Here is a 22527-nt window from a genome sequence, read left to right on the forward strand (position 1 = left end):
CTCCACCCGGACTACAGCGCTTCGCTCCACACCCTGGCCATGGTGCTCGAAAGTCAGGACAAGTATGCCGAGGCGGAGGCGCTGCTCCGCCAGTCCCTCTCCATCGACGAGCAGTCACTCGGCACACACCACCCCAACTACGGCGCTTCGCTCCACGAATTGGCCAGGGTGCTTGAAAGACAGGGCAAGTATGCCGAGGCGGAGGCACTGCTTCGCCAGTCCCTCACCATCAAGAAGCAGGCGCTCGGCACACTCCACCCGGACTACGGCGCTTCGCTCCACGTCCTGGCCAGGGTGCTCCAACAACAAGGCCGCTACGTCGAAGCAGAGGCGTTACTCCGCCAGTCCCAGTCCATCATCGAGCAGGCACTCGGCCCTCGACATCCAGCGCTTTGCTCTGTTCTCGCGAACCTCGGCTCCAACCTGGCCGCACAGAATCGCCCACAGGAGGGAGAGGCGTTTCTGCTGCGCTCCGCCAGCATCGCCAGTGCCGCCCTGGGGCCGAAACATCCCGAGACAGCGCAAGCCCTTACCCAGCTCGCACAAGTCCAGGCCGCGTTGAAAAAGCCCGAAGCCGCCACCACGGCCCAGCAGGCCATGGACACCCTGCTCGGCTCTCTTGGGCCGGAGCACCCCGTCGCCAGGGAAGTGCTCCCCCTGCTCCGCCAGATCCTGGCGGGCAACGACTGAGCTCGCGGGGTGCAAACCATGACCACTCGGGCTCGCCTCCATCTGCACGTCTACGCGCCAGCGCTCACCACGGACGACGGGCGCCCGCTCGCGGCTGTTGAAGGGATGGAGCGGGCACTCCCCGGGTTGCGATTGGCGTGGCGGGTCTCGGAAGCGGGGCGGCCCATCGCGCTTCCCGAGCGTGAGGCGTGGCTGGCTGAGTCGATAACGGACGGCGAGTTCGGGTTGCTGTGCAATGGGGACGAGGGCTACCCGGTGACGATGGATGGGAGGCGGGAGAGCGCGATCTCGAGTCCAGGGGGCGAGCCGCTGCTGCTGGTCCATGCGAAGCTCCCGCAGGACGACGCCGTTGTCGCCGCGGCAAGAGACATGCTGGAGAATGTCGCGGAAGGCGTGCGCGCCCGGTGGGGCGTCGTGGCGCCGGGACCCGTGAGGCTGGTCATCGCGGCGCAGACGGGACCGAAGTCAGGTGGGCCGGAACATCCCCCTCACGGGCTGCCCATGCTCAAGCTCCCGTGGCACATCCGCTCGCCCAGGCATCCTCAGTACCTCGGGTGGATCAACTACTGGTCCACGGCCGCCGCGGAGGCGCTCGGCTTCCCGGACCCCTCCCGCGATGCCGAACTACTGGCGCGGGCCCGGCGGACAGAGTCGGGAGGGTGGGTGGTGAGCCTCACCGATGCGCCGCTCGACCTGGACAAGCCCGCCCACCTCGAGGCGCTCAAACGAGCCTACGAGCGATTCCCGGAGATCGGCGGGCGCGCGGAGACGTGACAGCGCTAGAGGAAGGGCGTTGGCGAAGGCAAGGCGGGCGGTGGTGACGGGGTGCGAACGCTGACGTCGCGATGTCTGGGAGACGCGCGGGGTGTACGGCCACGATGAGCGGCTTCAGGTCAGCCCCTGGCTCTGATGAATCCCTGCCCGAAGGCACTCAGCGCATCCGGGCGGAAGAGCGCCTCGAACGCTTCGGTCCCTTCGGGGAACATCCAAAAGCCAGGACGGGCAGGATTGGGGACCGCCTCGGGAGACAGAGAGCCAGAAGAAGGTCACGCCCATGGCGAAAGCCTATCCCTCCCTCGCGCGAGCCTGAGGGGTGACTCCCAGGGGGAGGAAGGAAACGTCCCGTTCCTCCTCCAAGCAGGTCGCCAGAAGTTCTCGACACCAAGCGTCCCTGACAAAACCGCCCCGGCCTCCGCAGAAGCCGCCAGAAGCCGGGGCGCAATACCGGTTTTGTTCGGGTCTCCAAGTTCATGTCTTCCGCCTCGAAGCCGGCGGCACCATCAACCGGAACAGCCCCCGCTCCTCGAGCGCCCTCTGCGTTCGCCAGGCAAGCGCCACGTGCGCCGGATCGCTGGGGGAAAGTCGCTCCGGGGTGAGTGTCACCAGCGTCCCCTTGTCACCCACGGGCTCCACACGCACTGGCGCGGGCAAGGCAGGCACCTCGCCCCGGGCCCTCGAGAAGTACGTCATCCAGCCCACGAAGCATCCGAGCTGACTGCCACCGGAGAGCTCGTCCCACAGCCCGTCCGCCGTCGCAACCGCCCACTCCGGCTCCCACGCCACCGCAACGGCACGCATGGCACTCGAGACGACAGGCCCCGTGACGACGCGCTCCTGACCCAGGGCCTCCTGGGGGAGGAAGAGCCACAGGAAGTTCGGCGCAACCTCCGCCTTCGAGCCACAACCGAGCATGACCGAGCCGCCCCGGTCCTGCTCCACATGCCCCGTCCAGGCGTCGAACTCAAAACCGTCATCCAGAATCTGGTACTCCTCGCGGCCGAAGAAACGGATGAAGGTTTCGCGGGTGGGCTCAAAGCCGAGTTGCAGCGCCTTTCGAGCGGAGTTGCTTTTCTCGTACCACCGCGCGAAGTCCGGATGGCACTCCCCAAGGAGGCGGAAGAACGTCTCCGCCCGCCGTGCGCACTCCTCGGCCGACTCTGGACGGTGCCCCCAATACGCTTTGATTCCGTAGCGTTCACTCATGCTCGGCGGCCTCACTTCACCGGTTGGGTGTAAACCACCTCTATGGACTGAAGGCCTCGCTCATCAAAATACTTCCGAAGCACGGCCACCATCCGAGGCTCGGCGACGTGCCAGCGGATTGGCAGCCCGCCTGCCATCTGGAACTGACGTCGCGCTTGCTTGAGCAGGTCCCCCAAGCCCTCGTAAAAATCGAGCTTGGGCTTGAGGTCCTTGTCGAACCATTGCTCGTACCCACGCGCCTTGCCCTCGAGAAGCACGCCCTCCTTCGGCGCGAAGCCGTCGTACTCGACGCACTTCCCATTCCGGCACACCGTGTAGCACCAGCCTTCCGGGGCGCCCGTCACCTGGGCCTGGTAGGCCCGGGCCTGCTCCGACATACTCGAAGTGTCCCGCACCCACTGACCCGGCCCCCCAACCGGAGGCCACCCGCCACCGCTTCCCGCGCCATGGGCGCTCTGGTTGGCCATGTGCAGCACGTAGGTGGCGCTCAGCGTCGGCGCGGCCGCGGTGGCAACACTCCCCACGGGCACGGCCACCAGGCGCACCGTCAGAAGTCCCTCACCCGAAAGCGACAGCAGGGGCACGGGGAGGCTCCCCAGCTTGCCGCCCCAGGCAGCCACCTTCGCCGTCCCAGCACCGGCCGTGCCCACCGTCAGCACCGCGCCCGTGGCAAGCCGCGACACCGTGCGCACCTTCTCCGCGTGGGGCTTGTGACGAAACTCCTCCCACAGCCGCGGGGAGTTCTCGTAGAGCTGCCTCACGACACCCGGCAGTTGCGCGAGCCCCTCGAGCGTCTCGCCCGTGTAGAAGACCAGCCGGTAGAGGCCTTCCACCATGTCCACCACGGCGAGCGCCGCCCCCTCGGCTACCGCGAGCGCCGGGTTGTCGTCGGGCTCGTACAGGCCGGCCGGCCGCGTGCCTTTGGGAACCTCGAGCCCCTGGTCCACCGGAAAGAGGCGCCCGCCCTCGACGGCGTAGAACGGCCCCACCTCGAAGCGCCCGGCCCGAAGCGTGCCGTCCTCGGCGAGGACGACCTGACCGGCCTTCTGGACCGCCACTCCCGTCGTGGCCCTCACCAGGTATCCGTCCGGACGCAGCACCAGCAACCGCGAGAAGCGCCGCATCCTCGCGTGGAGCGTGTCCCGCGTCACGACCTCCCCCCCAGCGGCCACCTCCAGGAGCAGGTGCGCCGCCATTCTCCGCAGCCCGAAGTCACCCAAGGTCAGCGGAGTGGAGAGCAGATGGGGTAACAGCTCCATCGCCTCCCGAGGTGCGAGCGTACGCCCGTCCTTCGAGAGCGCCGTGCCGGGGACGCCCGCCTGCGCGAGGAAGCCTTGGAAGTAGTCGAGCGTCATGGGCACCTCGAAGGGTTGCCCGTCGCCTACTCCGTCGGGCCATCCCATGCCCTTGCCCTCGAGCGCCTCTCGCTCGTCGGCCACTCTCATGCGCCGCGGCCGGTGATTCCGCGGCCCCGGTGCCGCGGCATCTTCTTCGACCACCACGGGCACCCCGGCCTCACGCCCTTCACCTCCAGTGGCAGCGTCCTCCAGGTCCTCGCCCGCACCGCCTGGCCTCACGGCGGAAGCCGCCTGGGCCTCGCCGTCGAGCGCCTGTGACATGGCGCTCGCCTGCCGCCCCCTCCACCGTGGGTGTCCCCCACCCGCCAGCGTCCCGCTCATGGGATGGCCCGTCGCGCACGCCGTCAGCCCGATGAGCACCAGTGCCACCAGACGCAACGTTCCCCACGCCCCGCCCCGTCGCCTCCGCCGGGCCTCCAACTGCGTACCGCCGCCCGCCCCCACCGCGGGAATCGGGTACCTCTTCGATGTGGCGCTGTCCTGACTCACGAGCATGCCCTGGAGGATAGGAGGCGGGACGGCCAACCCTACAGAGGGGGCAGGCCCATGCAGGCCCATTATCCCAGCGACGCCATGTCCTGGAATTGACGGGCTACGCCGCCGCTCTCGCCGCCGGCTCCGGCGTGCGGTGGGGCGTGCGGAGACGTGACAGCACTGCATCTACCCTGGTGAAGAATCCCGGCTGAAATCAGCTCCTGCGGAATTCAACACGAGGCCCTCCCCCGCGGGCACGAGGACAGTGCTGTGGCTGCGTGCGGCAGCTCACCGGAACGCGTCCACGATGAAGACCGCCGCGGCGGGGGACTCCACGATGGCGGTCCCCGGCTTGGACTCGGGCCTCTTGCGCAGCTGCCCCTTCCCGAGCCGGGCCACCGCGCAGATGGGCACCTTGTCTCCTTCCAGGGGGTGAGCTTCATAGTACCGGATGACGACCTGGGGGCCTTCCGTCCAGACACGCCCGTACAGACGAGACGGAGAACTGAGCGTCCCCAGGTCCTCCTCCAGGATGCTCTCGATGGGCCCCTCGTAGAGGGTGATGGGCCGCGTACTCATCTGGTTCGCATCAAGCGAGATCCAGGCCGAATCCCCGACGCTTATTCTCAGATACCGCATCACCTCGAGGGCCTTCGCCGGGCACTCGTCCGCCACCGGAGTTCCATCCGCTCGCAGCGCTACGTTACCCGGAAACGGGGATGGAGCCGTGGCGCAACCCGCCGACATCAGAAGCACGAGGGTGGAGAGGAGGAAGGCCCCCGTCCTGGGCATCATGGGCATTGCTCGCTCCTACTCCTGCACCAGTTGGGGATCCAGCGAAACGGCCAGTTGCTGGAGCCCGTCATCGCGGAAGATTTCCAGGACGAGACTCACCATGCCCTTCTCCGAAACGAACGCGCTCTTGTCCACCACGACGGCGAGACTTCCCGATGCCCCGGAGACGATCTCCGCCCGGTTCATCCGAAGGGCGAAAGGCCGGGCCGTGCGGGAAGTCGAATCGGAGGACACCCGAGCCTCCTTGAGGATCCACGGCCTGTCGCGGTGCGTGTTGGCGAGCTGGACCACGACCGCCGCCTTACCGTTTCCCTTCCCAGCGAAGATCTCGACCTTGATGCCGATCTCCCCGTCGCTGAGCTCGTAGAGGTCCTTCCGCTTGAAGGGCGCCTGCTTCACCTCGCCATTGGCCAGCAGCGTGGCGTAGGCGTGGTCGATCGAGTTCTCCTCCTTCTCGTAGCGCTCGACCTGCTCGCGCAGCTCCCGCTCGCTCTGGAGCGCGCGGTACAGGGAGGAGAGCACCGCGTCGTAGTCCTCACGGCTGGCGAACACGTTGACCTGCTGGTCCACCTCGCGGTTGCCATAGGACTGCTCGTGGGACGTCACGATGAACGGCAGCTCCGTCCCATCCGCGAGCGTCACCCGGAGCAGGAACGGGTTGTCGGGGGTAAGGTCGCGCAAGGGATAGAGCAACACCCACCTGCCAGCGCACACCACGGGCTCGAAGTGCCCCTCCCACCCCAGCATCACCGTGCGCGCGGGATCACACGGCTTCTCCAGGCGCAGGAGGGTGGCGATCCTTCCCCCCACATACACCCGGGGCGCCTCGCTCCTCGGGTGCTCCGAGAGGATGAGGGCCCGCTCGATGGGCTCGCGCACCTTGGCCACGGCCACGGCCGCGGCGAGGACGAGAAGCAGGGTAGACCGCCGAAGTAGCTTTTCGCGCATGCGGCGGGTGAACCTAGCAGGTCAGATGGCATGCCGCCAGTCCTCCAGTCACGGTCCCGGGTGACCGTCGGGAAGCGGGCACCTGGAGCAGGGCGCGCGGGCCGCCTGGCGGCTGGAGGGTGGACTCGAGAGCGCCCACTTGCTCCCATCTCAGGCCCATCATCACTCATCGAACCCAGACACTTCCAATTCGTCACGGTCGTCAAACAGACCGGCACCAAACCAGGTGGCTGGCGCGCCGCATGCGTTCACGTCAACATCCAGCGTGTCACGGGAGATTCTTTCCTTTGCAGATTCGGAGTGGACGTGCCTATCGAGAACGAGGACGCCCATTTCTCCGTTCCCCTCGCACAGCGCATCGCAGCGGAACGCGCCAATGAGGCCGCCCGCCTCGTCTTCAGCTCCGCCACGCCGGCATCCGGTCTTGGTTTGTTGTGCGAAGACTTCAATTTGGAGGGTGGGTCCCATGAGCCAAACGGACTTGACCCCGGAGCAACTGCTCTCCATTGCAAGAGAGTATTGGCGCCCGGACAGGTACCAGCATCTCACACAAGAGCCGAGCCCGGAGGATCACAAACGCGAAGCACGCTGGAAAGAAGTGCTCCAGAAGGCCGACCGCTGGCATGCATTCTTGAATGCCCTCTCTCGAGAGCTTCCCGACTTCACCATGGGAGATGGCACCGCGACCGCGGACGCCTGCTTCCGCTGTGTCGCCTATCCCGTCAAGGGCCGGCCGCTGCCACCTTTCGACTGGGCCGTCGTGGGCTGCATCAGCATCCTGGCGCCCATCTACATGCTCTACGGAATCGAATTCGAGCGGGCCGGCAAGGTGCGGCTCCGTTCCACGGTCCGCTTCGAGCCCCTCACTCCCCCGATGAGGCACCCAGCCGACGTCTTCGCCAGGAAGATCGAGGAGACGTTCGGCGTCAGCGCCCTCCCGCGTGAGGTCGCCGAAATCCCCGTCCCGCTCGTCGTGGAATGGAAGGAGCCTCCCGAGACGATGCTCTTCCATGCGCTCTTCTCGAACCAGCCCGAGAACGTGCCTTGATCACCCGCCCCGTTCCTCGGGCGCCCCAGGAGGCCACCGGTGACTGAGCAGCCCCCGCCCGGACCCGAGCCGTTCCGGGCGCTCCCCCAGAGAGGGAGGACGTCCCCCACCGCCGTCCGGAAGCGGACACCGGCCTCGTCGCACGCCCGGGATAACCAGACAACCCCTGAAGACAGACAGGAAATGGCGCCTGGTCGCAACATTTTGACGCGAACAGACAAGACAGCCCGGGTGGAAACGTTCTAGAGAGCCGCGCACGCACGCATGGGGGGGCTGCCAATGCAGACGAAGAAGCGGCTGGGCGAAATCCTGGTGGAGCTGGGGGTGCTGGACGGGTTGCAGTTGCAATCGGCCCTGGCCTACCAGCGCAAGTGGGGCGTACCGCTGGGGCAGGTGGTGGTGGATCTGCGGTTCTGCACGGCGGAGCAGGTGCTGGAGGCATTGGCGCACCAGACGGGCGTGCCGGCGATGGACCTGGACGCGCAGCGGATGAACGCGCGGCTGGGGAACCTGGTGCCGAGGCGGCTGGCGGAGATGCACCGGGTGGTGCCGCTGCGGCTGGAGGGCCCGAGGGACATGGTGCTGGTGGTGGCGATCGCCGCGCCGGCGAGCCTGCAGTCGCTGGACGCGGTGCGCGGCGTGGCGTGCAAGGCGCGGGTGGTGCCGTGGCTGGCGACGGACGCGGCGATTGGCCGGGCCATCGAGCGGCTCTACCAGGGTGGAGCGGAGGTGGCGCCCCGGCGCGCGGAGGTGGAGGCCATCACGCTGCCCGAGGCGGACGCGGACATGGCGGTCCACCACGAGGACGGCCTGGCGGCGCTGACGGAGGGTGGGCCCTTCGAGGTGGTGCGCGGCGTGCTGCTGCCGGACCTGAATCCCGAGCGCGAGACATTGGACATTCCGCTGCTGGAGCCGCTGGAGATGGAGGAGCTGGCGGGGATGCTGGAACTGCCGGAGCGGGCGGAGCCGGAGATGGGGGCGGTGCTCGTCTACGGGTGGGGCGCGGCGGCGGCGGCGGGGCTGGTGCGGGTGTTGGGAGAGGCGGGCTTCCGGGCGGGCGTGGCGAGCACGGAGCAGGTGCTGGCGGCGGACGCGCGGGCGGTGGTGCTGGCGCCGTTGCCGTCGCTGGAGGCGATGGGGCGCAAGCCGGTGGCGCAGTTGCTGGTGGCGGGCAAGGTGCCCGAGCTGGACGTGGAGAGGGCGCGGGCGCTGGGAGCGAAGGGCTTCCTGGCGGCGCCACTGGACACGGACCTGATGCTGCGGGCGGTGAGGCGGCTGTTGCGCGCGGCGGGCGAGCGGCCTCGGGTGCCGGCGGCGCGGCTGTTGAAGGGAGAGGCGCCCCGGCTCCGGGCGGCGAGCTGAGGCGCCTCGGGAGTCAGGGGCTCAGCGGACCAGTTCCAGGAAGCTCTCGGTGGGCATCCAGAGGGAGGAGAGCTCGAGCGGGAGCGAGTGGAAGGGCTCGGCGCGGACGATGGAGTCGCCCTCGTAGGTGTCGACGAGGAGCCAGCCGCGCTTGACGCGCTGGAAGACCTCGAGCGTGCGGGCGGCGGGGTCCACGAGCCACACGTGGGAGACACCGGCGCGAGCGTAGGCGGGCAGCTTGCGGGTGCGATCCAACGCGGCGGTGGAGGGCGTGAGGACCTCGCAGATCCAATCCGGGGCGAGCGTGAGGAAGGGCTCATCGGGCGTGGGGGCCTCGGAGAGCCGATCGCGGCGCCAGCCGGCGAGGTCGGGGACGAGCACATCGCGGCCGAGACGGAGCTCGGGAGCGCGGAGGAAGCACCAGCGGCCGGAGCCCCCGCGGCGGGGATCGAGCCGTTCACCGAGTTCAACTCCCAACATGAAGGCGGCACGGGCCTGACCTGGCGCCGGCCGGGGCGAAGCCACCAGTTCCTCGTCGAGGATCTCCCCAACCCATCCCATCGGCAGCGCCTCGAGAGCCGAGTAAGCCGCCTGGCTGTTGCACATCGGAATCACCCTGTCCTCCTCCGGCCCTGGTGAGTGGGGGCCGGGCAGGGGAAGCATTCTAAGGAGGGGTCTGACACGAGCCGGGCGGTGGGGCGGGTGTCTACTTACCGATACAGAAGCGCTGGAAGATGGCGTCGAGGAGGGCCTCGGAAGCGGAGGTTCCGGAGACCTCGCCGAGGGACTCGAGGGCGAGGCCGACTTCACCGGAGACGACCTCGAGGGTGGAGAAGCGGCAGGCGCGCTCGGCGCGGGAGAGGGCGTCAGCGGTGCGGCGAAGGGCATCGGCATGACGTTCGGAGACGAGGGCGACGGCGGAGGGAGCGCCGCCGCCCCACAAGCGCGAGAGCATCTGGGAGCGGAGCGATTCAACCCCTTCGCCCGTCAACCCACTGACCGCCAAGGCGGACCCACGGCCAGAACCCCTCTCCCCCCGGGAGAGGGACGGGGTGAGGGTGCCCGCATCCCGGGTTGAGCCCGAGTCAATCCCCTCTCCCTCTGGGAGAGGGTCAGGGTGAGGGTCAGCGCGTTCCCGAGACCCACGGACATCACACTTCCCCGCGACAAGAAGAACAGGAGTGGCCCCCGCGTCACGAAGCCACCGCTGTGCCTCGTCTCCACTGGCCTCTGGGGGAAGCACGAGCACGGCGAGGTCGACAGCGGCGAGCACCTCGCGAGTGCGAGCAATCCCCAGCGCCTCCACGCGTCCTGGGGCCTCGCGAAGCCCGGCGGTATCGAGCAACACCACACCGAGCCCCTCCCACTCGACACGGGCCTCCAACACATCGCGAGTGGTCCCCGGCTCCTCATCGACGAGCGCGCGCTGTTCCCCCAGGAGCCGGTTGAACAGCGTGCTCTTCCCCGCGTTCACGGGCCCATACAGGGCGACACGGGCCCCCCGGCGCACGAGCCGTCCACGGCCCACCTCGGCGAGCAGGGAATCCGCGGTGCTCCGCAACTCGGAGACACGGGCCTCCATGCCCGCATCGGCGCCCTCGGCCTCCTCGGGAAAATTCAGTACTCCCTCGAGGTCCGCATGGAGCGAGCGCAGGGGCTCCTCCAGCCCGCGGACGCGAGCGGCGAGCGCCCCCGCCAGTCCCGCCGCCGCGGCGCGCACGGCGGCCTCGGAGTCGGCGGCGACGAGGTCGGCGACGGCCTCGGCGCGGGTGAGGTCGATGCGGCCATGAAGGAAGGCGCGGCGGGTGAACTCCCCGGGTCCGGCGTGGCGCACGGCGGGATGCTCCAGGGCGCGAGCGAGCAACATGCGCAGGAGACGAGGACTCCCATGGGCCTGGAGCTCGACGACATCCTCGCCGGTGAACGAATGAGGAGCGCGGAAGAAGAGGAACAGCCCCTCATCGAGCGCGGCGCCGGAGGAATCGACGAAGGAGGCGAGGTAGGCGTGCCGGGGAGTGGGCGAAGCGGGCACGCCGGGGGCGAGCATGCGGCCCACCTCGAGGGAGGCGGGGCCGGAGAGGCGGAGGATGCCGACGGCGCCGGCGGTGGGGGCGGTGGCGAGCGCGGCGAGGGTGGCGGGGGAGCTCATGGAAGGGTGCCCCCGCGAGGGGGGACTACAGGCCGGTGGGAGAGGCGGGGGAGTGGAAGTTCTCGTCGTAGCAACCGTTGCAGGACACGATGCCATTGCCATCGGCCTTGCCACCACGGAGTTGGGAGGTGGCGATGCGGATGGAGTACCCCTCGGAGGAGCGCAGGGTCTGGGTAGAGCCCGAGAGGGTGGAGCGCTGCACGTCCACGACTCGAGCGGAGTCGGAGCGCAGGGTCTCCAGGGCGCGAGCCTGCTGACCCGAGGGGCCGGAGCCCGAGAGGGTGCTGTCGCGGACGGAAGCGGGGGAGGAGGCCAGGCGCAGGCCGACGGACACACCGCCGTCGGAGCCGGAGACCTCGGCGCGCACGAGCACGAGGCGGGAGCCCTCGGCCTCGACGCCCAGGGCCTCCGAGCCGCCCTGGCCCATGGCCGAGGAGTCCCACAGCTCCAGGGCGCCCCCGTGCACGGAGACGCCGGTGGCCCGGGCTCCGCCCTGGGCGAGGAACGTGGAGCCGGACACCTTCACGGAGCAGCCCTCGCAGGAGAAGCCCACGGTCTCGCCGCGGGAGGACACGGCACTCACCTGCACGCGCTCGAAGCCACCGGTGCCGGGGCCCGCGGTGGACAGCAGCCCCACGGTGCGCGAGGAGCCCTCGCGGGCCACGGCCACCACATCGCGGGCGCGGAACAGGGACGAGGGATTGGAGAGGGCCACGGCCTCGCCGGAGCCCCCGAGGTGCTCCACGGTGAGGGAGCGCAGCTCGGTATGGTCCGTGGTCACCACGGTGGGGCCGGCGGCGCGGGAGCGCACGGTGGTGAGCTGCTGTCCGGCGCCCTGCACGTGGATGTACGGGCGCAGCTGAATCCCCTGGGTGCCGAGGTCATACACGCCGGGCTCGAGGAAGAGGAGCCAGGGCTCCTCGGCGGAGACCTTCGTGATGGACTGGAGGGCGTTGCGCAGGTTCTCGCCGCCGATGAGGGGCGAGTCCCCCGGGGGAACGACGCGGATGCGGGCGAAGTTGCCGGGAGGCCCCATGGGCCCGGTGTCTCCCTTGGCACCCGGCTCACCGCGAGGCCCGGGGACGGACTCACCGGAGGCGCCCGGCTCTCCCTTGGGACCGGGGTCACCCTTGCCTCCACAACCGGAGGCGGAGACGAGCAGGACGAACAAGGGGAGGACGACGAGGCGCCGCATGCGAGAGGCCTCCTGAGCCCCGGAGGGGCATGGCCCGCCGGAACCCTTCCAGCGGGAAGCCTCCAGGAACTAGGCGCGCCCGCTCGCCGCGTCCATCGGACCCGGGGCGGGGCGCGGCCAGGAGACGCTCGGAACGTCCACCAGCGGCGCCCCGCGCGGGTGCGAGCCCACCGGCCGACACCTACCCGGGACCGAGGGACATCGCCCCGGGAGACGAGCCCTCGGGGACGAGACGAGTCCCCGGGGACGTCAGCCGCGGGGACGTCAGCCGCGGGGACTCTGCGCGGGAATGGAGCCGCGGGCGGCGCGCTCGACGCTCTCGCGGTTCTCCTCGATGTACTTCTCGACCGCGGCGTCCTCCAGCTCCAGATCGCGGAGCACGCCGGGGTAGACGAACTTGAAGGCCGGGGACTCCTCGTCCCCGCGCAGCCGGAAGCTCATCTTCATCACGGCGGCGCCGTATAGCTTGTCCTTGAGCGACTTGGCCTTGCCCATGGAATGCCCTTTCGTCGGTGGGCCCCGAGGGCCTAGCCCTCGAGGTCGTCCTCGTCATCGTCGTCCGGCAGCATGCTCCGCTTGGGGAGCGGGGCGGGCTTCTCCGGAGTGAACACCACGCGCCGGTTGCGGCCCTCGCCCTCGCAAGAGACCTTCACCCCCGGCACACCCTCTACTGCTTTCAGGACGCGCGCGCGGTCATCTTGCTTCACTGTAACGAGGGCATAGAAGCGGCCCAGCGAGGCCGACTTCTCGGCCAGCTTGCGAGCCACCTCGCGCAGGGAGGCATCCTCGGCCACCTCCAGGGAGCGCTCATCCGACTCGGACACACGGGCCGGGGCGGCGGGCGCCTTGGCGTGCGGGGGGGCCTGCTGGGCGCCCCGGGCGGGCTTGGGCTGCCGGGGCGCGGGCGCGGCGGCCGGGGGAGCGGGCTGCGGCGCGGGCACGGCGGGCTGAGCGGCGGCGGCGGCCTGCTCGCGCTTCAACCGCTCGCTGCGGGGCTCGGGGTGGACGCCGGCGCCCACCAGGAGGAAGCGCCGCTCGGAGCCCGGGCGGTGGAGCATCTTGTTGAGGAGGAACTGGAGCGAGTCCACCACCTGGCTGCGCTTGCCCGGCTCCACTCCGGGAGGGGGCTCGCCCTGGAAGTGCAGGGCGACGGAGAGGCTGCCATCGCTGGCGTCCTTGAAGTCGAGCCGGGCGGGGAAGCCCATCATGCCGAGGATGTCGGTGAGCAGCCGCTCCACGCGGAGGCGCATGTCCGAGCCGCCCGCGGGAGTGGAAGTGGACGGAGGTGCCTGCACGTCGCTCACTTGCGCTTGCCTCCCGCCGTGGCCGTGGCCGTGCCCGCTGGCAGTCCGCCAGACCCGCCGCCCTTGTGCTCCTTGCTCTCCAGCCACTTCCTCAGCCCGTACTGCTGGGCGATGGAGAGGAGGTTGTTGGTGAAGATGTAGAGCGCCAGGCCCGCCGGGTAGTTGAGCAGCGTGGCGGTGAAGAGGATGGGGACGAACCAGGTCATGATTTTGGCCTGGGTCGGGTCACCCATCTGCGGCTGGAGCTTCTGGGTGATGATCATGCTGATGCCCAGCGCCAGCGGCAGGATGTAGGTGGGGTCCTTGAAGGTCAGGTCGCGCCACACCGGGCCGAAGAAGGGCTCCTGGTAGATGTCGTAGCTGTTGCGCAGGGCGGTGAAGAGGGCGATCCACACCGGCATCTGGATGAGCATGGGGAGGCAGCCGCCGAGCGGGTTCACCTTGGCCTCCTGATAGAGCTTCATCATCTCCATGTTCTGGCGCTCGCGGTCGTCCGCGTACTTCTTGCGCAGCTCCTCGACGCGGGGCTGGAGCTTCTTCATGGCCTCCATGCTCACCATGGAGCGGTGGGTGAGGGGCAGGAGGATGAGCTTCACCAGCACGGTGAGCAGGATGATGGCCACGCCCCAGTTGCCCGAGAGGCCGTGGAAGAACTTCATGACGCCCACCAGCAGCTTGGCGATGACGGCCCACATGCCGTAGTCGATGGTCTCGGTGAGCTGGGGCTTGTAGGCGGTGGCGGCCAGGCCGGTGGCGTCGCGCAGGGCCTGTCCGGGCACGGCGGCGAGCAGATCATCCTCCTTGGGCCCGAAGTAGCCGCCGAAGCGCAGCGTCACCGTCTCGCCGGCGGCCACGGTGAGCGGGAAGCTGGCGGTGACACCGCGCACCGTGGGGGTGGCCACGAAGTCGCAGCGGCCCTGCAGGGGGCCATCCAGCGGGTAGAGCGCGGAGAGGAAGTACTGCTGATCAATGCCGAAGTAGTGCACCGGGCCGCGCGACTCCTCGGCGTCCGGCGCGCTCTGCTCGGGAGCCAGCTTGTGCTTCTCCTCACCCACGTGGCACGAGGCGTAGCTGAGGTTGCCCACGCCGCCGAAGAAGGACGGGGCGTGCTCGTTGTTCGGGTCGATGGCGCGGTTGTAGTGCACCTGCAGCTCGCCGGTGGCCGCCTGCGCCGAGGTGTTCTTCACCTGCAGCGTGTAGAGCAGCTCGAAGCCCTCGCGGGGCCACTGCAGGCTCTTGGTCACCTCCCACGGGCCCTGGCGGGCGGTGAAGAGGGTGCCGCCGGGGGTGCCCGTCTCGGCCACGGCGTAGCGCGCGTCGGCCGCCAGGGGCGCGGGGCCGGTGATGGACACGGACAGCGGCAGGGGCTGGCCGGCCACCGGCTGCGCCAGGTTCATCTGCGGCGGAGGCGGCACGTTGCCCCCGAAGAGCAGCTTGTAGCCCTCGGCGATGGACACCTGGCCCTGCTCGCGCATCTTCTGGCCCTGGAGCTCGGCCGACACGAGGCCCGCGCCCTGGGTGGAGAAGGAGTAGCGGGCCCACTCGCGCTGGAAGTCGAGCGTGCGCACCGGCGGGGGCGGCGTCGCCTCGGCGGCGGCCACGGGGGCCTCCGAGCCCGTCCCAGTGGACGGCGTCCCGGTGGTGTCCGCCCCCGCGGTGGGAGCGGCCGTGCCGGCGTCGGTGCCGGCCACCACCTGCCCCGCGTCCGCGCCTCCGGCCTGGGGCGGCGGCCCCTGCGGGGCGAAGAAATAGGTGTAGGCGAAGGTGAGCGCCATCGCGAGGGCGAGCGCCACCATCAGTCGCCGCTGGGAGTCAGCCGAGTGGGGCGAGAGCGGATCCAGATCGTTCATAGGGAGAGGGGAGCCGTCAGGGCACCGGGTCGAAGCCGCCCGGGTGGAAGGGTTGGCAGCGCAGCAGGCGCCAGAGGGTGAGGCGGGAGCCGCGCAGGGCCCCGTGCTTGTGGAGGGCCTGGAGGGCGTACGAGGAACAGGAGGGGTGGAAGCGGCAGGCCGGGGGGAGCAGGGGCGAGAGGAAGCGCCGGTAGAAGCGGATGGGCAGCGCGAGCAGCCAGGCGAGAGGGCTCATCGGGTGGACTCCCGGGGGCCGGACGGAAACAACCTCTGCAGCTTGCGGGTGATGCCATCGAAGGCGCGAGACAGGTCCGTGAACGACGCATCCTTGGCGGACTGGCGCACGACCAGGACTACGTCCACACCGGAGGGCCATTGCCCACGACGCTTGCGGAACAGCTCCCGGAGGAGCCTGCGCAGGCGGGCACGCTCCACGGCATTGCCCACCTTGCTGGAGACGGTCAGGCCCACGCGGCTGTAGGGCCGGGCGTTGGGCCGGGCGAGTCCCAGGAGGCTGTCAGAGGGAAGCTTCTGACCCTTCTCCTGGACCTCGAGGAACTCGCGCCGGGTAAGCAGGCGCAGGGCCTTGGGAAAGCGCTCGTCGCGAGGTGGCGCCTGGCCCTCGGCCTTCACGCGAGCGTCCCAGCTACTTCTTGTAGGACGACACCACCAGGCGCTTACGGCCCTTGGCGCGGCGGCTCTTGAGCACGTCCTGACCGCCCTTGGTGGAGTTGCGCTTGCGGAAACCGTGGGTGCGGTTGCGCCGGATCTTCGAGGGTTGATAGGTGCGCTTGGACACGGCTGGACTCCTGGGACGACGAGACGCCCGAACGTGAAGTGGGCGCCCTTATCCACGAGACTGAGGAAGGCGGCGCTCGTAACCCGATCTCCCACCCAAGTCAATGTCGGATCACTCCGGGCTGTCCGGATCTGATGGACCGGCCCCCTTTTGCGCCCCACACCCGGGGTGAAACGGGCGGGGGGTGGGAAGACTCGCACCACAACCGGTGGGAGGGGGGTGGGGATTCCGGTGGGGGCTGAGATCGGACGAGGGGGTGTAGGGTCGCGGAATGACAGGAGGAGGGGCGGCAAACTTGATCGCCCAGGGGGGGCCTGTTAGCACGGACGGCCCCCTCCCTGGCGGCCTCGCCGGGGTCCTGGAGGCCTTTCGTGAACGCGCTCGCCCGCCCCCTGCCTGTCCAGCCAAGTGCCGAGAATGTCTGGGAGATGCTCCTGGACTGTCTCAAGCGGGACGGGAAGGACTACGCGCTGGGGTGGCTCAACCGGATGCAGCCGCTGGAGGTGCGCGAGGACGCGCTGGTGCTGGCGGTGCCGGACCGCTTCTACCAGGACTGGGTGGATGACCATTACCGGGGGCTGCTCGAGTCGACGCTGGCGCGGGTGACGGACACGCCCAGCCGGCTGGGCTACGAGGTGGTGCCGGGCCTGGCGCCTCCGCCGGAGCTGCAACCCGCACCAGCGGTCAAGTCCGATGGGAGCCGGCCGCCCCGGCTCAACGCCCGGTTCACCTTCCAGAACTTCGTGGTGGCGGATAGCAACCAGCTGGCGGCCGCGGCGGCCCAGGCGGTGGCCGACACCCCGGGCCGGGCCTACAACCCGCTCTACATCTATGGCGGCACGGGCCTGGGCAAGACGCACCTGCTGCACGCCATCGGCAACAAAATCTGGGACAGGGACCCCACGCAGCGCGTGGTGTACCTGTCGAGCGAGCAGTTCACCAACGAGTACATCGAGAGCGTGCGCGAGCAGCGGATGCCCGAGTTCCGGAGGAAGTTCCGGGACGAGTGCGACGTGCTGATGATCGACGACGTGCAGTTCCTGGGGCGGAAGGAAGAGACGCAGCGGGAGTTCTTCCACACGTTCAACACGCTGCACGAGCAGGGCAAGGCCATCATCCTGACGAGCGACATGGTGCCGGCGGAGGTGCCCGGGCTGGAGGATCGGCTGCGCAGCCGGTTCAGCATGGGGCTCATCACCGACATCCAGGAGCCGAGCTTCGAGACGCGGGTGGCCATCCTCCAGAAGAAGGCGGTGATGGAGGGGTTGGACCTGCCGGACGAGGTGGCGCACTTCATCGCCCGGGCGTTCCAGAAGAACGTACGGGAGCTGGAGGGGGCGCTGGTGAAGGTGAGCGCCATCCACTCGCTGTCGAGGCACCCGGTGACGGTGGACTTCGCCTCGCACGTGCTGAAGGACGTGCTGCCGTCGCGGCAGGTGGTGGACGTGGAGAGCATCCAGAAGGAAGTGGCGCGGTTCTACAAGGTGCCGGTGGAGGCGCTGAAGGAGGACCGCCGGCACAAGGCGCTGGCGCACGCGCGGCAGGTGGCCATGTACCTGAGCCGCAAGCTGACGAAGGGCTCGTTCCCGGAGATCGCCGCGCGGTTCAACAAGGACCACTCCACGGTGATTTCGGCGGTGCGCAAGGTGGAGAAGCTGCGCGAAACGGACGCCGGAGTGAAGCGCGAGCTGGACGAGCTGGAAGCGAAGCTGACCGGCGAGTGAACGGCGCCGCCCCGGAGGGCGGACATCCAGACACCTGACCTGTGCGGTGACTTGACTTGAGGTGACCTCATGGGTCAACCTACTGGAGAAGTCACCACAGGAGGAGTGCGTCGATGGATCGATCCACGTCGGTGCCCATGGGGATGGGCGAGCAGTCCCTCACGCCAGGCGAGCAGCGCATCCTGGTTTTGATGGAGCAGGGCCAGCAGCGGCTGGAGCAGCGCCTGCAATCGCTGGAAGACGGTCAGAAGCGCACGGGCCTGCTTCTGGGCGGCATGGACCTGCGACTCACGGAGGTGACGCTCAAGGTCGACCAGGAGATCGTCAACAGCAAGGTGCGAGACCGGCAGTTGGCCGCGGCCATCCAGGAACTCCGAGAGGAGCAGCAGGAACGGGGCATCCGATTCCTGGCTCAAATCGAACGTTCGCAGCAGATGACGCTCGAGGCCGTGCACCAGGAGATGAACAAGCTCCGGTCCGAATTCTCCAAGCGTTTCGACCAGCACGACACGCGTCTGGAGGTGGTGGAACAGACGCTCGAGCGGCACGACGAGCGCCTGCACGGGCACGGCCAGGCCATCCAGGGCTTCCAGCAGGAAATGAGCAAGCTCACGGTCGCGGTCGAGCACCTGACCCAGGCCCCGCAGGTGCCCGCGTCACCTTGACGCCACACACCGGGCCTCCCGGTAGCGGGAACCCCCCCTTCACCGGCCGCCTCCGGACGCTCGTGCCGTGAACAGCTTGCGGACAAGCGTGGGCCGGGGGCGCTATACACCCGGAGCCGCGCTCGTCCGCGCCAGGGCCTGACGGGCCCGGTCCTTGTACACGGGACGCGGCTCGGAGGAGCAACACCCATGCGGTTGACGGTCTTCGGAGCGACGGGGCGCGTCGGGCACACGCTGGTGCACGATGCGCTCGGGTTGGGGCACGAGGTGACGGCGTACGTCCGCGACCCGAAGCGGCTGGGCCTGAAGCACGGGCGGCTCTTCGTGAAGAAAGGCAGTCTGGAGGACGGCACCACCGTGGCCGAGGCCCTCCGCGGCGCCGAGGTCGTGGTCAGTGCCATCGGCGCCCGGGACGCCACCCACGCCGTCACGGTGGTGACCGAGGCCACGCGCTCCATCGTCACCGCCATGAAGTCCGAGGGCCTCAAACGGCTCGTCACGGTGGGCGCCGCGGGGCTGCTGCCCCACCCGGCCGGGGGACTCGCCGGAGAGCACGGCCTGCCGCCCTTCCTGCGCCATGCCTTCGAGGACCACCGGGGCGCGTTCCAGGTGCTGCAGGAGAGCGAGCTCGACTGGGTGGTGGTGTGCCCTCCCGTCATGCCCAGCGGCGTGAAGACGGGCAAGTACCGCACCGCCGTGGAGTCCCTGCCCACCGGCGGCCGTCAGGTCTACGCCGAGGACGTGGCCGACTTCACCCTCAAGACGGCCCTCGGCGCCGAGCACCACCGCGTCCGCGTCGGCATCGTGGGCGACTGAGCCCCCGCCGGGCGCGCTCGTCACCAACTGGTCCAACAGTCGGACCAGTTCGCGAACTTCGTCACCGGCCCCTCGCCCTCCGGGAGAGGGACAGGGTGAGGGTATCGCGCGCCCCGGGTTCCCACACGCGCTGGCGAACCGCGGCTCCGGGCCTTACACAGTGCCCACCCGTGAGCCTCCGCGAGCCCCTCGTATGAAGCCGGCCCCGCTGTCCTTCCTCCTCCTTGCCCTCGTGTGCGCCCTGTCCGGCTGCGCGCTTCCCGCGCCCACCTCGGGCAGATTGCTGGGCACCGGGCCCACTCCCGTCTCCGAGGCCTTCTTCGAGGTGCGCGCCCGGCACACGGACCTCGTGTCCGTGCGCGTCGTCTTCCCCTCGGACGCCGAGGGCCATCCCGCCCGGCCCGCCGATGGCGCTCCACTCCCCGGGCTCGTCCTCGTCCACGGTGGCTTCGTGGCCCCCGAGGGCTACCTCTGGCTCGCCGAGTCCCTCGCCGCGCGCGGCTACGTCGTCGCGATGCCCTCGCACCCGCTCGATCTGCCGCTGTCCGCCATCGACAACGGCCACTTCGCCCGCGAGCTCCTCACGACTCCTCCCGAGGGCTCGCTCCTCGAGGGCCTCGTCCAGCCCTCGCGCATCGCCGTGGCCGGCCACTCGCTCGGCGGCGTCGTGTCCGCCAAGCTCGCCCTGGACGGCGGCTTCGCGGCCCTCGCCCTGCTCGCCAGCTACCCGGACCCGGCCGACGCCGAGCGCATCCCCTCCCTCGCGGTGCCCTCGCTCTCGCTGGCCGGAGAGCTGGACTGCCTCTCGGAGCTGTCCCGCGTCCGGGAGGAGGCCTCCCGGCTCCCCGCGCCCACGGTGCTCGCCGTCCTCCAGGGCGTCACCCACTTCCAGTTCACCTCCAGCGACCAGCGGGACGTGGAGGATGGCTGCGCGCCCACGGTGCCGCTCGACACCGCGCACGAGCGCATCGCCGAGGTCCTCTCGCGCTTCCTCCATGCCGCGCTGGCCGGACAGGGCACCGGCGCCGATGACATCCGCCAGGTGCCCGGTACGGAGGTAACCGCGCGATGAAGGCCCACGTCTTCGCCAGTGCACTGCTGCTCGCCCCGGTGGCCGCCGCCGAGGCCCCCGTCCTCACCGCGCGCGGCCGCGTGGATGCCTCGCACCTGTCGCTGCTCGGGGGCACCCAGGGCGTGGGCCTGGGTTTCCTCCTCGCCGCGCCCCCCGTCTCCGAGTCCCGGCCCACCGCCTTCGGTGGCGAGTTCTTCATCCTCCCCTCCACCGGGGTGCTGGAATTGCGCGGCGCCGGCCAATGGCAGCTCACCTCGGGCACGGGCACCTTCCAGGTCTCGGCGCAGCTCGGGCTCACCGCCTATGGGGTGGTGCGAGGCCCCGCGGACCTGGGACTCGGGCCGCACGCGGGCCTCACCGCGAGCCTCGGGGGCCCCCGGTTCGAGGGCTTCCTCGGCGCCCAGGCCGGACTCGAGGCGTTCCTGCGCGATGGAGGCCCCCGGGTGCCCGTGCGCGCACTGCTCGGCGCGCGCGGGCGGCTGGGGCCCTGGGGGCTCGCCCTCACCGCTCGCGCCGGAGTGGACTTCGAGGGGGGCCTGTACGCCACCTGGCGGGGAGATGTGCTGCTCGCCCTCAGCTGGTACGGCCGCGAGGTGTCCCCTCTCCCCCTGGGAGAGGGTCAGGGTGAGGGTCTTCCCCCGAGGGAGCATGCACCTACGGAAGGCTCGGCGCCTCCACGTCCGTGACGATGAGCGTGTTGGTGCGTACGTCCACGCTCACGCTGCCCCTCGGCGATAGCACGCCCTTCACGTGCGGCAGCAACTCCGAGGCCCGCGCGGAGTTGACCGGAATCAGCCACGTGCGCAGCGGCGCCGACTGCTCCTTCGCCGCCTTCAGGCGAACGAGCGCCTCGGCCTCCTCCTGCAGCGTCCTCAGCGACGCCACGCGCAGGATGCTGCCCCGCCGCTCCATGCCCAGCCCGCGCGAGGCCAGCACCACGTCCAGCGCCTCCGTCCACACCACGTTGCGCAACGACAGCGTCACCGTGCCCTGAACCTCCTCGGACACCACCAGGTTCAACCGGCCCACGTCCGCCAGCATCCGCAGCACGTCGTGCACGTTGGCCCGGGTGACGTCCAACGAGATGCGCTTCGCCTCCTTCGGCGATTTCGCCACGGCGGGCGCGGCGGTTTCATGGAGCCAGTCCAACCCCGCGACCCCACTCACTTCAAGTGCCTCCCGGCCCTTTGTCCTCCATGGACTTCGGGGTGGGACGCGCCCTGCCTCCGCCCCACATTCCCCGGCGTGTGGCCGGTGCACCCGCTCCGGGGTCTCTATTTTCGAAACAGCCCGAACCGGCAAACCGCGCGTGCTCTCCCAGTGTGCGCCAGGATCGCCGGTCCGCACGCGGTGGGTGCCTCCCACCTCGGATTCGGGACCGGGCCCCCTCCAGGCCTCCACCCTGGAGGGGGCCGTGCGGCCTTCCTCGAGAGTCCCGGACCGGCCCGCGCTAACCCGTGGCGAGCAGCTCGCCCAGCAGCACGGTGAGGCGCGGCCAGAGCCACACCCACAGGACGAGCGAGCCCGCGCCCAGTCCCGTCGCGGCCAGGGCCTGTCCCCGGCGGCCGATCGGCGGACGGGCCTCGGGATTCACGCGCCGCAGCGCCGTCAGGCCCAGCGCCAGGGCCAGCGGCGCGAAGAGCGGGAAGAACACCCCGTACAGCCCGAGCTGCAGGCCCACCAGGGCCAGGGGGTTGTTCTCGTGACGGTTCCACAGCCGCAGCAGGGCGCGCTCGGGAATGGACACCCGGTGGAAGAGCTTGTGCCTCGGGTCCTGGTGGACGGAGGCCCCCATGCCCAGGAGGAACAGGGCGGGGACGAGGAGCAGGGGCTCCCGCGACACCAGGCCGAGTGCCCCCAGGCCCACGGGCAGGGCGAGCAGCCCCGCGCGGGCCCACCGCTGGCCGAAGAAACACCCCACCCCCACCGCGGAGCAGGCGAGCAGGAAGGCTCCCGGCAGGGCGTCCCCGTGCAGCAGCAGCGTGAGGCCGGGGGCGAGCATCACCAGGCCCCCCAGGCCGAGGAACCAGGCCCACGTGTCCCGCCGGCCCCACAGCTTGAGCCGGAAGGCCTCCAGGTAGTTGACCTCGGGGAGCGCGGCGCAGGCGGCGCAGTAGACGGCGCCGAGCACCCGGGTGGCGCACCCGGGGCAGGAGAAGCCGCCGCAGCGCGTGCAGATGCCCTCGGCGGGGACGTCCGGGTGCACGGCACAGCGGGGAAGCGTGGCGCCCGAGGCGTCGGCGGGGGGCATGGGCCCGAGTATCCCACGAAGCCGCCCGCCCCTTCCTCGAAGGG

The 22527-nt window shown here is 70.0% G+C and carries 25 protein-coding genes; 9 read left to right on the forward strand and 16 right to left on the reverse strand.

What is annotated here, in order from left to right:
* Window positions 1-690: tetratricopeptide repeat protein (locus Q664_RS25580; RefSeq protein WP_152622331.1), on the forward strand; the 690-nt coding region annotated here is incomplete at its 5' end.
* A gap of 18 nt (window positions 691-708) precedes the next feature.
* A complete protein-coding gene (locus tag Q664_RS25585) occupies window positions 709-1464 on the forward strand; it encodes a DUF5953 family protein (RefSeq protein ID WP_043401191.1) in 756 nt (251 codons plus the stop codon).
* 474 nt (window positions 1465-1938) lie between these two features.
* Here the strand turns inward: Q664_RS25585 and Q664_RS25590 are convergent, their stop codons facing one another.
* The 5 genes from Q664_RS25590 to Q664_RS58010 form a co-directional block, all read right to left on the reverse strand.
* Window positions 1939-2673 (reverse strand): Imm52 family immunity protein, encoded by a 735-nt coding sequence (locus Q664_RS25590; RefSeq protein WP_043401057.1) that lies wholly within the window; start codon window positions 2671-2673, stop codon window positions 1939-1941.
* A gap of 11 nt (window positions 2674-2684) precedes the next feature.
* Window positions 2685-4526 carry a Tox-REase-5 domain-containing protein gene (locus Q664_RS25595; protein ID WP_160174498.1) on the reverse strand — a complete coding sequence of 614 codons (1842 nt, stop codon included), beginning with the start codon at window positions 4524-4526 and terminating at the stop codon, window positions 2685-2687.
* A gap of 267 nt (window positions 4527-4793) precedes the next feature.
* On the reverse strand, window positions 4794-5300 hold the full coding sequence (locus Q664_RS25600) for a hypothetical protein (protein ID WP_052518675.1): 507 nt from the start codon (window positions 5298-5300) through the stop codon (window positions 4794-4796).
* 15 nt (window positions 5301-5315) lie between these two features.
* On the reverse strand, window positions 5316-6248 hold the full coding sequence (locus Q664_RS25605) for a DUF2381 family protein (RefSeq protein WP_043401061.1): 933 nt from the start codon (window positions 6246-6248) through the stop codon (window positions 5316-5318).
* Between the two features lie 162 nt (window positions 6249-6410).
* On the reverse strand, window positions 6411-6716 hold the full coding sequence (locus Q664_RS58010; protein WP_152622332.1) for a hypothetical protein: 306 nt from the start codon (window positions 6714-6716) through the stop codon (window positions 6411-6413).
* 163 nt (window positions 6717-6879) lie between these two features.
* Here Q664_RS58010 and Q664_RS25610 point away from each other — a divergent pair, with 163 nt between their 5' ends.
* Window positions 6880-7296, forward strand: a complete 417-nt coding sequence (locus tag Q664_RS25610) for a hypothetical protein (protein WP_160174499.1) — start codon at window positions 6880-6882, stop codon at window positions 7294-7296.
* Between the two features lie 279 nt (window positions 7297-7575).
* Window positions 7576-8658, forward strand: a complete 1083-nt coding sequence (locus Q664_RS62700) for a cyclic di-GMP-binding domain-containing protein, MshE-related (protein WP_052518662.1) — start codon at window positions 7576-7578, stop codon at window positions 8656-8658.
* 21 nt (window positions 8659-8679) lie between these two features.
* On the opposite strand, the gene Q664_RS25620 is transcribed toward Q664_RS62700, so the two are convergent.
* The 9 genes from Q664_RS25620 to rpmH form a co-directional block, all read right to left on the reverse strand.
* Window positions 8680-9264 carry a Uma2 family endonuclease gene (locus Q664_RS25620; protein WP_043401063.1) on the reverse strand — a complete coding sequence of 195 codons (585 nt, stop codon included), beginning with the start codon at window positions 9262-9264 and terminating at the stop codon, window positions 8680-8682.
* A gap of 100 nt (window positions 9265-9364) precedes the next feature.
* Window positions 9365-10807 (reverse strand): tRNA modification GTPase, encoded by a 1443-nt coding sequence (locus tag Q664_RS25625; RefSeq protein ID WP_043401066.1) that lies wholly within the window; start codon window positions 10805-10807, stop codon window positions 9365-9367.
* Window positions 10808-10832: 25 nt separating this feature from the next.
* Entirely contained in the window at window positions 10833-12002 is a 1170-nt protein-coding gene (locus Q664_RS60150; protein ID WP_043401068.1) for a hypothetical protein, read from the reverse strand.
* A 264-nt stretch (window positions 12003-12266) separates the two neighbouring features.
* Entirely contained in the window at window positions 12267-12497 is a 231-nt protein-coding gene (locus tag Q664_RS25635; protein ID WP_043401070.1) for a hypothetical protein, read from the reverse strand.
* 32 nt (window positions 12498-12529) lie between these two features.
* On the reverse strand, window positions 12530-13306 hold the full coding sequence (locus Q664_RS25640) for a KH domain-containing protein (protein ID WP_043401072.1): 777 nt from the start codon (window positions 13304-13306) through the stop codon (window positions 12530-12532).
* The gene (gene yidC, locus Q664_RS25645; protein WP_043401074.1) at window positions 13303-15156 is read right to left on the reverse strand and encodes a membrane protein insertase YidC; all 1854 of its coding nucleotides are present in this window, start codon (window positions 15154-15156) and stop codon (window positions 13303-13305) included. The genes Q664_RS25640 and yidC overlap by 4 nt, the downstream gene beginning before the upstream one ends.
* A 16-nt stretch (window positions 15157-15172) precedes the next feature.
* A complete protein-coding gene (yidD, locus tag Q664_RS25650; protein ID WP_043401078.1) occupies window positions 15173-15391 on the reverse strand; it encodes a membrane protein insertion efficiency factor YidD in 219 nt (72 codons plus the stop codon).
* The gene (gene rnpA, locus Q664_RS25655; protein WP_043401082.1) at window positions 15388-15789 is read right to left on the reverse strand and encodes a ribonuclease P protein component; all 402 of its coding nucleotides are present in this window, start codon (window positions 15787-15789) and stop codon (window positions 15388-15390) included. The genes yidD and rnpA overlap by 4 nt, the downstream gene beginning before the upstream one ends.
* Window positions 15790-15802: 13 nt before the next feature.
* Window positions 15803-15955 (reverse strand): 50S ribosomal protein L34, encoded by a 153-nt coding sequence (gene rpmH / locus Q664_RS25660; RefSeq protein WP_043401084.1) that lies wholly within the window; start codon window positions 15953-15955, stop codon window positions 15803-15805.
* A 371-nt stretch (window positions 15956-16326) separates the two neighbouring features.
* Between rpmH and dnaA the strand changes: the two genes are divergently transcribed.
* The 5 genes from dnaA to Q664_RS25685 all read left to right on the forward strand — a co-directional run bounded on the left by dnaA (window position 16327) and on the right by Q664_RS25685 (window position 20918).
* Window positions 16327-17679, forward strand: a complete 1353-nt coding sequence (dnaA, locus tag Q664_RS25665) for a chromosomal replication initiator protein DnaA (RefSeq protein WP_052518663.1) — start codon at window positions 16327-16329, stop codon at window positions 17677-17679.
* Window positions 17680-17792: 113 nt separating this feature from the next.
* Window positions 17793-18344 carry a hypothetical protein gene (locus tag Q664_RS25670; RefSeq protein ID WP_152622333.1) on the forward strand — a complete coding sequence of 184 codons (552 nt, stop codon included), beginning with the start codon at window positions 17793-17795 and terminating at the stop codon, window positions 18342-18344.
* A gap of 189 nt (window positions 18345-18533) precedes the next feature.
* Window positions 18534-19160, forward strand: coding sequence for an NAD(P)-dependent oxidoreductase (locus Q664_RS25675; protein WP_043401093.1), 627 nt, complete (start codon window positions 18534-18536; stop codon window positions 19158-19160).
* A gap of 193 nt (window positions 19161-19353) precedes the next feature.
* Window positions 19354-20232: an alpha/beta hydrolase family protein gene (locus Q664_RS25680; RefSeq protein ID WP_043401096.1), complete on the forward strand. Its 879-nt coding sequence runs from the start codon at window positions 19354-19356 to the stop codon at window positions 20230-20232.
* A complete protein-coding gene (locus tag Q664_RS25685; RefSeq protein ID WP_043401100.1) occupies window positions 20229-20918 on the forward strand; it encodes a hypothetical protein in 690 nt (229 codons plus the stop codon). The genes Q664_RS25680 and Q664_RS25685 overlap by 4 nt, the downstream gene beginning before the upstream one ends.
* Here the strand turns inward: Q664_RS25685 and Q664_RS25690 are convergent.
* Window positions 20887-21399: a secretin and TonB N-terminal domain-containing protein gene (locus Q664_RS25690; protein ID WP_052518664.1), complete on the reverse strand. Its 513-nt coding sequence runs from the start codon at window positions 21397-21399 to the stop codon at window positions 20887-20889. The two genes, Q664_RS25685 and Q664_RS25690, sit on opposite strands and share 32 nt — an antisense overlap.
* Before the next feature lie 283 nt (window positions 21400-21682).
* A complete protein-coding gene (locus Q664_RS25695) occupies window positions 21683-22483 on the reverse strand; it encodes a hypothetical protein (RefSeq protein ID WP_043401106.1) in 801 nt (266 codons plus the stop codon).
* Window positions 22484-22527: the final 44 nt, after the last annotated feature.

Source organism: Archangium violaceum Cb vi76 (assembly GCF_000733295.1).
Taxonomy (GTDB): domain Bacteria; phylum Myxococcota; class Myxococcia; order Myxococcales; family Myxococcaceae; genus Archangium; species Archangium violaceum.

Excerpts from the sequence above, each read along its gene's own strand:
- Q664_RS25620 (WP_043401063.1), bottom strand. The coding sequence starts at position 9,264 with ATGTGCAACAGCCAGGCGGCTTACTCGGCTCTCGAGGCGCTGCCGATG.
- Q664_RS60150 (WP_043401068.1), bottom strand. The coding sequence starts at position 12,002 with ATGCGGCGCCTCGTCGTCCTCCCCTTGTTCGTCCTGCTCGTCTCCGCC.
- Q664_RS25635 (WP_043401070.1), bottom strand. The coding sequence starts at position 12,497 with ATGGGCAAGGCCAAGTCGCTCAAGGACAAGCTATACGGCGCCGCCGTG.
- Q664_RS25590 (WP_043401057.1), bottom strand. The coding sequence starts at position 2,673 with ATGAGTGAACGCTACGGAATCAAAGCGTATTGGGGGCACCGTCCAGAG.
- Q664_RS25670 (WP_152622333.1), top strand. The coding sequence starts at position 17,793 with ATGGATCGATCCACGTCGGTGCCCATGGGGATGGGCGAGCAGTCCCTC.
- Q664_RS25605 (WP_043401061.1), bottom strand. The coding sequence starts at position 6,248 with ATGCGCGAAAAGCTACTTCGGCGGTCTACCCTGCTTCTCGTCCTCGCC.
- yidD (WP_043401078.1), bottom strand. The coding sequence starts at position 15,391 with ATGAGCCCTCTCGCCTGGCTGCTCGCGCTGCCCATCCGCTTCTACCGG.
- Q664_RS25625 (WP_043401066.1), bottom strand. The coding sequence starts at position 10,807 with ATGAGCTCCCCCGCCACCCTCGCCGCGCTCGCCACCGCCCCCACCGCC.
- Q664_RS25685 (WP_043401100.1), top strand. The coding sequence starts at position 20,229 with ATGAAGGCCCACGTCTTCGCCAGTGCACTGCTGCTCGCCCCGGTGGCC.
- yidC (WP_043401074.1), bottom strand. The coding sequence starts at position 15,156 with ATGAACGATCTGGATCCGCTCTCGCCCCACTCGGCTGACTCCCAGCGG.
- Q664_RS25600 (WP_052518675.1), bottom strand. The coding sequence starts at position 5,300 with ATGATGCCCAGGACGGGGGCCTTCCTCCTCTCCACCCTCGTGCTTCTG.
- Q664_RS25675 (WP_043401093.1), top strand. The coding sequence starts at position 18,534 with ATGCGGTTGACGGTCTTCGGAGCGACGGGGCGCGTCGGGCACACGCTG.
- Q664_RS25695 (WP_043401106.1), bottom strand. The coding sequence starts at position 22,483 with ATGCCCCCCGCCGACGCCTCGGGCGCCACGCTTCCCCGCTGTGCCGTG.
- Q664_RS62700 (WP_052518662.1), top strand. The coding sequence starts at position 7,576 with ATGCAGACGAAGAAGCGGCTGGGCGAAATCCTGGTGGAGCTGGGGGTG.
- Q664_RS58010 (WP_152622332.1), bottom strand. The coding sequence starts at position 6,716 with ATGGGACCCACCCTCCAAATTGAAGTCTTCGCACAACAAACCAAGACC.
- Q664_RS25595 (WP_160174498.1), bottom strand. The coding sequence starts at position 4,526 with ATGCTCGTGAGTCAGGACAGCGCCACATCGAAGAGGTACCCGATTCCC.
- Q664_RS25585 (WP_043401191.1), top strand. The coding sequence starts at position 709 with ATGACCACTCGGGCTCGCCTCCATCTGCACGTCTACGCGCCAGCGCTC.
- Q664_RS25680 (WP_043401096.1), top strand. The coding sequence starts at position 19,354 with ATGAAGCCGGCCCCGCTGTCCTTCCTCCTCCTTGCCCTCGTGTGCGCC.